Genomic DNA, 11219 nt, shown 5'->3' with positions numbered 1-11219 from the left:
TCACGCGGTCGTGACGCCCGCCACGGCGTCGGCGAGCTCGGGCGGGCACGCCGCGGCCGCGGCATCCGCACCGCCGACGGCGGCGAGCCGATCGAGCGCGACGAGCGTGCTGAGGCGGTCGCCCTGCGACCAGCGCGTCTCGACGAGGCGGGTGAGGATCGCGATCTGCTTGGCGGTGTCGCCGGCGTCGACGGCAACTGCGAACGCCTCGTCGAGCAGTGCGATCCGCTCGAGCGGCGCCGCGCGCTCGGCCCGCAGCACGAGGCTGCGGGTGACGCACCGAAGGTCGCCGAGCCGGCGGAACCTGCCGACGAGTGCGTCGAGCTCGCCAGGCGAATCGGCACCCAGGGTGGCCTGCACGAGCTGGGCGTGCGCGAGTTCGTGCTCGTTGCCGATCGAGCGCGCGTAGTCGACGCACTCGGCAGCCCACTGTGCCGCGCGGTCGAGTTCGATGCCCGCCTCTGCGGCCGTGTGGGCCATCATGTACCGCGAGTTGTTGACGTGGATCGCATCGCCGGCGAGGGCGTAGCCGCGCATCGCCGCCTCGAACTCGATGATCGCGCTTCGCGCCCCCTCGACCGTCGAGTCGCGCAGCGCCAGGCCGCGCATCTGCCGCACGGCGGCGAGATCCCACTCCTGGTGTTGCGCGGCGGCGAGCCGAGCGGCCTCGTCGAGGTGCTCGAGCGCCGAGCCGTGGCGTTCGGCGTACGCGTCGGCCAGGCCGGCGAGGTGGTGTGCGTCGAGCCGGTCGTGGTCGTCGGCGGCGAGCGCGAGGGCGCGCTCGGCGAGTTCGCTCACGAGTGCGACATCCATGAATGCCAGTGCCGTGCCGATCGACAGCAGCTGCGACGGGGAGGCGGCGGCGAGGAACCCCTCATCGTGCGCCGCCATCGCGAGCGTGCGGATGCTGTCGGCGTCGGATCCGAACTGCTCGACCCCGATCGAGAGCGAGTTCGCAAGCGAGACCGCAGCCGGATGTCGCGCCGCGAGCGCCCAGCGCAGCGCGGCGTTGACCTCGGGGCACAACGTCTCGGACCGGTGCATGGCCTCGAGGCTGCTGTCGGTTCGGGCCGTCGAGACGAACACGAGCACGCTCTCGTCGAGGAACTCGGCATGTTGTCGCAGCACCTCGTGGATGATCTCGGGATCGGTGCGCGCGCGCACGAACTCGCGCGTGACGGCGAGCAGGCGGAAACGCCTCGGGTGTCCGCCCGCCGGCACGATCAGCGAGTGGTCGAGCAGGCGCAGCACGACCCCCTCGGCACCCGGATGCGTCACCGCCGCCGCGAGGTCGACGTCGAACGTGCGCGGCAGCGCGCCGAGCCGGCAGAGCACCTCGCGCTCCTCGTCGGTGAGCAGGTCCCACGTCCACTCGAACGCGGTCTCGAGGGTGCGGTGCCGGCCCTCGGGCACCGCGCGATCGAGGGTCGCGAAGTCGCGCTCGAGGCGCGAGGCGAGTTCGGCGAGCGAGAGGTGGCGGGCGACGGCCGCGGCGAGCTCGATCGCGAGCGGCAGCCCGTCGAGGCGCGCGCAGACCTCGGCGGCGAGTTCCAGTTCGGCCGGCGACGCGAGCGAGGTCGAGAGGCGCATCGGCGCAGCCTCGCTCCGCCCGGCGGTCGCGAGCCGGTCGAGGAACATCCTCACCGCGGGGGCGTCGCCGTCGGAGTCACCGCCGACGGCGAGCGGCGCGAGCGTGAACACCGCCTCTCCGGCGTCGCCGATCGGCGTGCGCGACGTGGTCAGCACCCGCAGCGCCGGTGTGGTGGCGTGTGCCCGGGCGATCGCCTCGCCGACCGCGACGCCGACCCGGTCGACGTTGTCGAGCACGAGCAGGTACGGGTGCGTGGCGAGCGCGAGCGACACCGACGACGCGACGTCGCTGCCGGGACCCGGCTCGAGGTCGAGCGCCCGGGCGATACGGGCGACGACGTCGCCGGGCTCGGCGTGCTCGAGTTCGACGACGACCGGCACGCGCTCGCCGATGCTCGCGAACTCGAGCGCGAGCCGGGTCTTGCCGACCCCGCCCGGGCCGACGACCGTCACCCAAGGGTGCTCGTCGAGCAGCGCACCGAGCGCGGCGAGGTCGGCGTCACGGCCGACGAACGCGTTGTGCGGGAGGCGAACGGATGCCGCGCGCTCGCGTCGCTCGCCGGCCGCGGCCATCAGCTCGGCCCGGCTCTCGGCGCCGAGCTTGCGTTTCAGGCTCGCGATGTGGCTCTCGACGGTGCGCACCGAGATGAACAACTCCGCCGCGATCTCGGGGTTGCTCAGTCGCCGCTCGACAGCGGCGAGGACCGCGCTCTCGCGAGGGGTCAGTGTGTCTTCACGGGTCGACACGGCGCTCAGTCTATGACGGCGCGGGCCGCGCCGCACCGGTGCGGCATCGCTCAGACACTCCTGAAGACAAGGACGCAGTTCGGTGTGGAAGCAGCGTCCTGGTCTTCAGGAGTCGCGAAGGGTGAGTGCCTCACGGGGTCGCGGGGCGCGGCGGGGTGAGCGAGCCGAGGCGGCGGGGGAGCAGGGCGCGGATGCCGCGGCGCGGGCGCGCGGCATCCGTCACCCCCTCGGCAGCCTCGGCGGTCTCTGCGGCGCGTTCGGCGATCACTCGCCTGCGCTCGAGGTCACGCAGCATCCGCTGCTCGGCGGCACGGTGCAGTTCGCCCGCGACGTAGTCTTCGCTGAGGTACATGATGGTCTCTCCTTCGGGGTGCCCCGAGGCTCACCGCTTTCGGGCGGTGAGCAGCAGGTACTCCCATTGCATCGGTTCGCCGTTCACGCCGAAGCCCTGCTCGGCCGCGAGGGCGACGAGGGCATCGTCGAGTGCGCGAACCTGGTCGGGGTCATCGGCGATCCGGTTGTAGACGGCGATGGTGGGGCCGTAGTGGGCCTTGAAGTAGTCGCGGAACGCCTCGGGCGTCGCGAGTGCGTCGATCGTGACGGTCTGGCGATTGGCCACGACGTCGTCGACGCGGTCGCCGAGCAGCTCGCGCACGTGATGCTCATCGCCCCAGAGCGGCGCCGGCTGCGCCCCTTCGGGCAGCGGCGCCGCGAACGGCTTCATCGTCTTGAACATGCGGCCGATGAACCCGTCGGGGGTCCAGCTGATCAGGCCGATGCGTCCGCCCCGCGCGGTGACGCGGACGAGTTCGTCGGCGGCCTGCTGGTGGTGCGGCGCGAACATCACGCCCACGCACGAGAGCACCGCGTCGAACGAGCGGTCGGCGAACGGCAGCGCTTCGGCATCGGCCTCGCGCCACTCGAGCTCCGCCCCGGCCTCGGTGGCGAGGCGCCGGCCGACGTCGAACAGCTCGGGCGTGAGGTCGCTCGCGACCACGGTCGCGCCATGCAGTGCGGCCGGAATGGCCACGTTCCCGCTGCCTGCCGCGATGTCGAGCACGCGCTCGCCGGGCTGCACCGCGGTCGCGGCGACGAGTCGCGGCCCCAGCCGCCAGATGAGCTCGCTCGCGAGTCGCGCGTAATCGCCCGAGGCCCACATCGCGCGGTGCTTCTGCTTGAGTGCGCGGTCGGCGTCGGACTGCGTGGCGGGAATCGTTTGGGTGTCGGACATCGGTGTGTCTCCTTGAGGTGTGAGAAGCAGCGTGAATCGGATGCTTCGTCGCCCAGAGTGCTCCCGCGTCGCGGTGGCGGCATCCGTGCAGCACACGGAGATCTCCTCAGGGTGCGCCCGGACGCGTGCCCCGCACCGGGCGGTCGTCCGCCACACCCGAGCATGTCGGGCTCGGTCGCGAACGGCGACACGGCGGCGCTCACGATCGGCGTGCGAGCCGCGCCGCCGAGCCGAACGCTACGCGTCGATGTCGATGCCCGTGACGGGCGCGCCCGCGCGGTCGTACGAGAGCAGGATCGCGCCCTTCGGGAACGCCCGGGGCGGCGCGGCGAGCGTGAACGCCGCAGGCACGCCGCGGGTGAAGAGGCTCTTGCCGGAGCCGAACGTGATCGGGTAGACGTACAGGTTCAGGCGATCGACGAGGTCGACCTCGAGCAGCGACTGCACGAGGTGACCGCTGCCGATCACGCGCGTCGTGCCGAACCGTGCCTTCAGCGGTGCGACCTCGGTCGCGACATCCGTCAGTACCGTCGTGCCCTGCCACGTCGGCTCGAACGCCGCGTGCGAGACCACGAACTTCGGCACCTCGTTGAGCTTGCGGGCGATCGGCATGTCGGCGGACTGCTTCGGCCAGTAGCCCGCGAAGATGTCGTAGGTCTTGCGGCCGAGCAGCAGCGCGTCGAAGTCGTCGAAGCCCGCGTCGAGTGCTTCGCCGGTCTCGTCGTCGAGGTAGGGCGCCTGCCAGCCGCCGAATTCGAAGCCGCCGTCGGTGTCTTCCTGCGCACCACCGGGCGCTTGGTAGACGCCGTCGAGGGTGACGAACAGATCGGCGATGATGCTGCCCATGGGGTGCTCCTTCGGTCGGGGTCAGGCGCCGATGGCCTGCTCGATCTCCTGCTCGGTCGCGGTGGCGTAGCGGGCGTCGACGAGGATCGGCAGGTGATCGGATGATCCCCGCGGAAGCGTCTCGACCCGTTCGATGTCGAAGCCGACCGAGGTCGCGAGGTCGAAGTGCCCGCGGAAGTACTTGTAGCGCGTGTAGGTGCGGCTGTCGCTCAGGGTGAGCTCGTAACCGGCCTCGCGCACCTTCTCGGCCAGGTTGTCTTTGAACACGGGGTAGTTGTAGTCGCCGACCATGAGGATCGGCAGCCCCGGTCCGAGGCGCGCCAGCTCATTGAGGGCCGCATGTATCTGGTGGCGGCGCAACGAGTTCAACGCCGTGAGCGGGGCGGCGTGGAACGAGGCGACGACGAACTCGCGATCGGCCGCGAGGTCGCGCAGGCGCACGCCGACGAGGCGCTCGTGGGCCGGGCGCAGCAGGTGGTCGTGCAGCGACTTCTTGAGGGCGAAGCTCTGCACCACCTCGAACTCGTAGCGGTCGGGCCGGAAGTACACGGCGAGCCCGAGCCGATTGCCCGTGGTGGAGTGCGCCAGCTGCAGCCGGCCGACGTGCTCGGCGAGCCCGGTGGTCTCGACCTCTTGCAGGCAGAGGACATCGGGGGAGTACCGCTCGTCGAGCGCAGCGAGCTCATCGATCGCGCGGTGCTTGCGCAGGTTGTAGCTGACGACCTTCATCGGCTCCAGCCTACGCAGGCCCGAGCCTGATGTGGTCGGCTTGACAGGGTGCTCTCGGGTTCAATTCGAGCGCCGAACCTTCGACCCGGTGCCGCCCCGGCCGAGTGCCCAGATCGCCAGTTCGACCCGGTTGCGGGCGCCGATCTTGGTCATGATGCTCGCGACGTGCGTCTTCACCGTGCTGAGCGAGATGTGCAGTTCGGCGGCGATCTCGCCGTTGCCGAGCCCCCGCGCCACCTCGGCGAGCACCTCCTGCTCGCGTTCGGTGAGCGGTTCTGCAGGACTCGCTGCCGGCGCTGCCTGCGCCGACCCCGCGAAGGTCTCGAGCAGGCGCACCGTGATGCTCGGGGCGATGAGCGCGTCGCCGCGCGCGGCCGCGTGCACCGCCTCGGCGAGCATCGCCGGGCCCGCGTCCTTCAGCAGGAATCCGCGCGCACCGGCGCGCAGCGCCGCGTAGACGTATTCGTCGAGGTCGAACGTCGTGATCACGACCACGGGGATCGGATCGGCGACCTCCGGCCCGGCGAGCTCGCGCGTGGCCTCGATGCCGTCGAGCACGGGCATGCGGATGTCGAGCAGGCAGACGTCGGGCCGCAACCGGTGGGCGAGGGCGACCGCCTCGGCTCCGTCGGCGGCCTCGCCGACCACCTCGATGTCGGGCTGCGCGTTCAGGATCATGCGCAGGCCCGCGCGCACGAGCTCCTGGTCGTCGGCGACGACCACGCGCACGGTCACGTCGACCACCCGGTGCGCGGGATGACGGCCGAGACCGACCAGCCGCCGCCCGCGGCCGGGCCGGCCCGGAAGGAGCCGCCGAGCAGCGTCGCGCGTTCACGCATGCCGGTGATGCCGAAGCCCGGCGTCGCGGACGCCGCGGGCTCGCCGTCATCGTGCACGTCGAGGGTGATGCCGGTGTCGTCGACCTCGAGGCGCACGTCGACCCGGGTGGCGTTGCGCGCGTGCCGTCGCGCGTTCGTCACGCCCTCCTGCGCGAGGCGGTAGACCGCCGCGGCGATGGTCGGCGGCACGGCCTCGACGTCGCCCCTGAGCTGCACGTCGACGATGGGAGCGCCCGGCTGCTCGGCTCGAGCGAGCGCGCGCAGGTCGGCGATGCCCGGGCCCGGCGTGCGTTCCGCGGCGGCGTCGTTGCGCAGCACGCGCACGATCGAGCGCATCTCGGCGAGCGTGCGTGAGGCCTCGGTCTCGATCGTGCGCAGGGCGGCGGCGGCGGCATCGGGGTTCGTCGCCGCGACGGCGGTTCCCGCCTGCGCCTGGATCGCGATCGCCGAGACGTGATGCGCCACGGTGTCGTGCAGGTCGCGCGCGAGCTGCTCGCGCTCGACGAGCTTCGCCCGATCGAGCTCGCGGGCACGCGCGCCCGCGCGCCAGCGGAACGCCACCCCCAGGGCGACGGTCGCGACGAGCACGCCCAGCCCGCCGATGGCATCGCCGAGCGACGTCGATCCGAGCATGAACGACACCGCCGACGACCCCACCAGGATCGCCGCGCCGCCGAGCCATGCGCGACCATCGCCCCAGCGGAACGTCGCGTACACGAGGATCAGGAAGTACGCGGTCGTGATGAACGGCGGATCGCCCGCGGTCGCGGCGGAGCACACCCAGCCGACGGCGAACGCGATCGCGAGCATCGCGAGCGGGCGCGTGCGCCGCCACAGCAGCGTCGGCACGAGCCCGATCAGCACGGCCGCCCAGAGCCATCGCCACGGGACATCCGTTCGCACCGTCGCTTCAAACAGCGCCACCAGTGGAATCGCCGCGACCAGCACCCAGTCGCGCCAGATCCGCCGCGGTGGTGGCGGCGACGCCGCCGGCGCATCCCACAGCGAGCGGAGCAGGCGCGTCATGCCCTCATGATAGAGCGGCATTCGCAGCACCGGATCGGGCCGAGGGACGCGCCGGGCGGCGCGATCGTGCCGCCCGGCGGCGGATCACGACCTCGGCGACGGCGAGGTTGATCACCCAGCCCGCACCCATGAGCACGGCATGCATCGTCTCGTCGGGCGTTCCGAACACGAGGGTCCACGGCAGGAAGGTGAACACCTGGGTTCCGGCGCCGAGGCCGATCGCGTACGCGCGTGTCATCCACGCGCTGTGCGTGGCCACATCGCCTCGGCGGATCGCGATGAAGGCGAACACGATGGCCGCCGCCATCACGGTGCCGAACACGAGCCGCATCACGAAGAGCGCGACGCCGCCTCCCGCAGGCATGTCGTAGAACAGCGTCATCCACAGCGCCGAGAGCGCCGAGAGCAGCCCCGCTGGGGCGGCGATGCGTCCCGCGTACCGGTGCCAGCGACGCCGACGCAGCGACGGCGCGAACTGCAGCGCCCCGAGCACGAGGAACACGCTCGAAGCCACGATGTGCACGACGACGGGGACCGGCGAGTCGAAGAACCGCGCGTTGGCGGCGGTCACCTCGCCGCCGCTCGTCAGCTCGGTCAGGCGGAACGCGCCCGCGGCGATCGGCACGAGGCTGAGCAGGATGAGTCCGGTCGGAGCGGGCCATTGCGCGCGCGGCTTCGAGACGCGGCGGTTCGGCACCCCGCCGATGGGTGCCGACACGCGGGCGGCGGATGATTCGGTCATGTCTCGATGCTCGCGACTCGCACCGTGCGCGACATCGGCCGCCCGGCTCGAACCTCCTCGTACTTTCGGCCGAGTCCGCGCCGCATGACACGACCGGGTCACGGTTCGGCGGGTTGCGGACCTCGGCGCTCACCGCGGACGTAGACTGCGGAAATGGAGGCCCCGGCCAGCACCACCCTGGTCGTCGTCGGAGACGAGGCGACGAATGCCATCCATGCGCTCGAGCGGTTCGCCAACGTGCAGGCCGCATCGCTGCACGACGCGACCGACGCCGAGGTCGCACGCTGGTCGGCCACCGCCGCCGCGCCCTACGTCGTGCACGACCACGATCCGCTCGCGCACGTCGCGGCCGCGTGGGTCGAGTTCTTCGACGACCAGTCGACGTACGGCGTGCTCGAACTCGAGATCGAGCGTGCGCTCGACGCCGCCGTGCGGCACGACTTCAGCGTGCCCGACTACTACGTCGTGATCCACCCCGAGTCGCTGCCCGTCACCTGGAAGCACTGGTGGCTCGGGGTGCTCTCGAGCGCGTCGCCGAGCCGGGTCATCCCGTGGCCCGCGGCCGACGACTCGCTCGCCGGGCTCTTGCGGCACCTGCCGACCGCGCGTGCCTGGCCCGAAGTCGACGCATGGCTGCCGAAGGTCAGGGGTGCGATTCCCGACCGAGTCGGGCTGCCAGGCGCGGGCTGAGCGGGCATCCGCGTCGCCGTCGATGTCGGTGTCCGCGTCGCCGTCGGCGTCGGCGTCGGCGTCAGGCGGATGTCCGGGCCGCGCGGGGTTGCTCCGCGTACGCCTTCAAGGCCGCCAGCATCCGTTCGCTCTCGCGGGTGTAGCGCCCGACGACGAACGAGCGCAGGAGCGCGAGTCGCCGCGGCAGGCCCAGATCGACCGTGCGTGTGACGCGCACCCCGCCGGCGGTCGGGGCGAACGACATGCTCACGGTGCTTTCGATCCTGCCGAGACTGCGGGGACGGAGGGCCATCGGCTGCCGGAAGGCGACCACGTCGGGCCGGGCGAGGGCGATCACGAGGCCGTGCCGCACGCCGGTGCGGCTGTGCTCGACGTAGGTGGTGCCGACCGCGACGGGCGGCGGCGAGATCTCGCTCGTGCCCTCGTAGTCGCCGGCGGACGGCAGCCAGCGGCCGTAGTGGTGCAGGTCGCAGACGAGGTCGAACACGTCCTCTGGCGAGGCCGCGATGTCGACGTGGCGTTCGATCGTCGTCATGGCTCAAGCCTCCCACCGTCGGCGGCGCGAGCATACCGTTCAGACAGGGTCCGCAGCAGCGGAACGAGTTCCGGCGGTGACTCGACCGTGAAGTCCATGTTGAGCATTCCGATGTACGCGGCGATCGTGTCGAGGCTGTCGGCGCCGGTCACGAGCACCGACGTGCGCTCGTCGACCGATTCGACGACCCCGACCGCCGGGTTGATGCGATCGAGTACGGCGGGGGCGGCGGCGTCGATGCGCAGGCGCGCATGGACGTTCCACCCGCTCGCGGCGATGGAGCGCATCGCGAAGGCGGTGTAGTCGCCGCCCGGCAGCGGGGTCGGCGCGAAGCGGCGGCGAGTCGGCATGCGGGGTTCGACCCAGTCGGCGCGCACCGTGACCCACTCGCCCGAGTCGGGCTCGCGCGCGACGAGGTACCAGCGCCGTGACCATGCGAGCAGTCGATAGGGCTCGACGAGGCGCGGCGTGCCCCGGTCGACGAAGCGGAACCACTCGACGTCGCGGATGGCCGAGGCGATCGCGGCGAGCACGGCAGGGTCGACCTCGGGGTCGGGGGCATCGGTGCCCGTGTTCTCGGGGGCGTGGTCGACGACCTCGCCGATCGCGGCGACCATCGGTCGCAGTCGCGACGGAAGCACCTGCTCGAGCTTCGCGAGGGCACGGGCGCTCGATTCCTCGATGCCCGCGATGCCGGTTGCGGCGCGGAGCCCGATCGCCACGGCGACCGCCTCCTCGTCGTCGAGCAGGAGCGGCGGGAGCTTGCCGCCCGCCCCCAACCGGTAGCCGCCGGCGGAACCGCGCGTGGCGTCGACCGGGTAGTCGAGCTGGCGCAGGCGGTCGACGTCGTTGCGGATCGTGCGGGTCGTGACCCCCAGTCGCTCGGCCAGCTCGGTGCCGGTCCAATCGGGCCGCGACTGGAGCAGGGAGAGGAGCGCGAGCAGCCTCGCGGCGGTATCGGACATGGACCGATTCTCCTCGTCAATTAGGAAGTGATCATGCCTGATTGCACCGTACCGTCGGAGACATGACGAACACCATCGCAACCACCGACATCCGCCCCTTCCGCGTCGAGGTCGCCCGAGCCGAGCTCGACGACCTCATGGAGCGGCTGGCCCGCACCCGGCTGCCCCAGCCAGCGCCCGGCGACGACTGGTCGTACGGCACCCCGAACGCCTACCTCCGCGACGCGGTCGAGCAGTGGCGCACGACGTACGACTGGCGGGCCGAGGAGGCCCGCATCAACGCGTTCCCGCACTTCATCACCGAGATCGACGGGCAGCCGATCCACTTCATCCACGTGCGCTCGCCCCACCCCGACGCCACGCCGCTGATCCTCGCGCACACCTACCCCGGGTCATCCGTCGACTACCTCGACATGATCGGCCCGCTCACCGACCCGGTCGCCTACGGCGGCCGGGCTGAAGACGCCTTCGATGTCGTCGTGCCGGATGCCCCGGGCTACGGCTTCTCGAACCCGGTCACCGACGCGGGGTGGACGATGGACCGGGTCGCTCGCGCCTACGACGAGCTCATGCACCGTCTCGGGTACTCGGAGTACGGCATCCACGGCTCCGACAACGGCGCGCTCGTCGCCCGCGAGCTCGGACTGCAGCGCCCCGAGGGCTTCCTCGGTCTGCACGTGCTGCAGCTGTTCTCGTTCCCGTCGGGCGACCCGAGCGAGTTCGAGCGCCTCGAGCCGCAGGACTACGCGGGGCTCGAGCACATGCAGTGGTTCCAGTCGGTCGGCGGCTACAACACGATGAACGCCTCCCGGCCGCAGACCGTGGCGGTCGGCCTCAGCGACTCGCCGGTCGCCCTGCTCGCCTACAGCGAGCTGTTCAACTCGTTCGGCAACGGCACCGCGCTCGTGCCGCTCGAGCGGATCCTCACCGAGGTCACGGTGAACTGGTTCGCGAACGCGGCGGCCGGCATGAGCCGCAGCTACCTCGAGAACGCCCGCGTCGAGGCCGAGCCGCAGGTGAACGCCTCGCCCACCGGGGTCGCGGTCTTCAAGGACGACTTCCAGACCATCCGGGTCTTCGCCGAGCGCGACAACTCGAACATCGTGCACTGGAACCGCTTCGATGAGGGCGGACACTACGCCGCGCTCGAGGTGCCCGACGCCGTGGTGGGCGACATCCGCGCGTTCTTCGCCGGACTGCGCGGCTGATCGCCGCCGGGCGAAACGCGAACGGATGCCGCGAGCGACAGCTCGCGGCATCCGTTCGAGCCTGCGCAGCA

General features: G+C 71.7%; 12 protein-coding genes. 2 read left to right on the top strand and 10 right to left on the bottom strand.

Annotation, left to right across the window (positions count from 1 at the left end):
• From LSF15_RS10055 to LSF15_RS10020, 8 genes are all read right to left on the bottom strand, one after another.
• The gene (locus LSF15_RS10055; protein ID WP_232498399.1) at positions 1-2337 is read right to left on the bottom strand and encodes a LuxR C-terminal-related transcriptional regulator; all 2337 of its coding nucleotides are present in this window, start codon (positions 2335-2337) and stop codon (positions 1-3) included.
• 130 nt (positions 2338-2467) lie between these two features.
• A complete protein-coding gene (locus LSF15_RS10050; RefSeq protein WP_232498398.1) occupies positions 2468-2689 on the bottom strand; it encodes a hypothetical protein in 222 nt (73 codons plus the stop codon).
• A gap of 30 nt (positions 2690-2719) precedes the next feature.
• On the bottom strand, positions 2720-3568 hold the full coding sequence (locus LSF15_RS10045) for a class I SAM-dependent methyltransferase (RefSeq protein ID WP_269756346.1): 849 nt from the start codon (positions 3566-3568) through the stop codon (positions 2720-2722).
• Positions 3569-3805: 237 nt separating this feature from the next.
• Positions 3806-4414 (bottom strand): dihydrofolate reductase family protein, encoded by a 609-nt coding sequence (locus tag LSF15_RS10040; protein ID WP_232498397.1) that lies wholly within the window; start codon positions 4412-4414, stop codon positions 3806-3808.
• 21 nt (positions 4415-4435) lie between these two features.
• Positions 4436-5143, bottom strand: a complete 708-nt coding sequence (locus LSF15_RS10035) for an endonuclease/exonuclease/phosphatase family protein (protein WP_232498396.1) — start codon at positions 5141-5143, stop codon at positions 4436-4438.
• 60 nt (positions 5144-5203) lie between these two features.
• The gene (locus LSF15_RS10030; protein WP_232498395.1) at positions 5204-5878 is read right to left on the bottom strand and encodes a response regulator; all 675 of its coding nucleotides are present in this window, start codon (positions 5876-5878) and stop codon (positions 5204-5206) included.
• On the bottom strand, positions 5875-7008 hold the full coding sequence (locus LSF15_RS10025; protein WP_232498394.1) for a sensor histidine kinase: 1134 nt from the start codon (positions 7006-7008) through the stop codon (positions 5875-5877). Before LSF15_RS10025 ends, LSF15_RS10030 begins: the two co-directional genes overlap by 4 nt.
• Positions 7009-7012: 4 nt before the next feature.
• Complete coding sequence (locus tag LSF15_RS10020; protein ID WP_232498393.1) at positions 7013-7750, bottom strand: DUF2306 domain-containing protein; 738 nt, start codon at positions 7748-7750, stop codon at positions 7013-7015.
• A gap of 153 nt (positions 7751-7903) precedes the next feature.
• Between LSF15_RS10020 and LSF15_RS10015 the strand changes: the two genes are divergently transcribed.
• Positions 7904-8440, top strand: coding sequence for a hypothetical protein (locus tag LSF15_RS10015; protein ID WP_232498392.1), 537 nt, complete (start codon positions 7904-7906; stop codon positions 8438-8440).
• Positions 8441-8501: 61 nt separating this feature from the next.
• On the opposite strand, the gene LSF15_RS10010 is transcribed toward LSF15_RS10015, so the two are convergent.
• Together LSF15_RS10010 and LSF15_RS10005 are read right to left on the bottom strand one after the other, a co-directional pair.
• A complete protein-coding gene (locus tag LSF15_RS10010) occupies positions 8502-8975 on the bottom strand; it encodes an SRPBCC family protein (protein ID WP_232498391.1) in 474 nt (157 codons plus the stop codon).
• Complete coding sequence (locus tag LSF15_RS10005; protein WP_232498390.1) at positions 8972-9940, bottom strand: helix-turn-helix transcriptional regulator; 969 nt, start codon at positions 9938-9940, stop codon at positions 8972-8974. The genes LSF15_RS10010 and LSF15_RS10005 overlap by 4 nt, the downstream gene beginning before the upstream one ends.
• A gap of 62 nt (positions 9941-10002) precedes the next feature.
• On the opposite strand from LSF15_RS10005, the gene LSF15_RS10000 reads away from it, so the two are divergent.
• Positions 10003-11148, top strand: coding sequence for an epoxide hydrolase family protein (locus LSF15_RS10000; protein ID WP_232498389.1), 1146 nt, complete (start codon positions 10003-10005; stop codon positions 11146-11148).
• Positions 11149-11219: the final 71 nt, after the last annotated feature.

It is taken from the genome of Agromyces humatus, from assembly GCF_021228295.1.
GTDB lineage: Bacteria > Actinomycetota > Actinomycetes > Actinomycetales > Microbacteriaceae > Agromyces > Agromyces humatus.
This window is presented reverse-complemented; position numbering and strand designations above follow the sequence as displayed.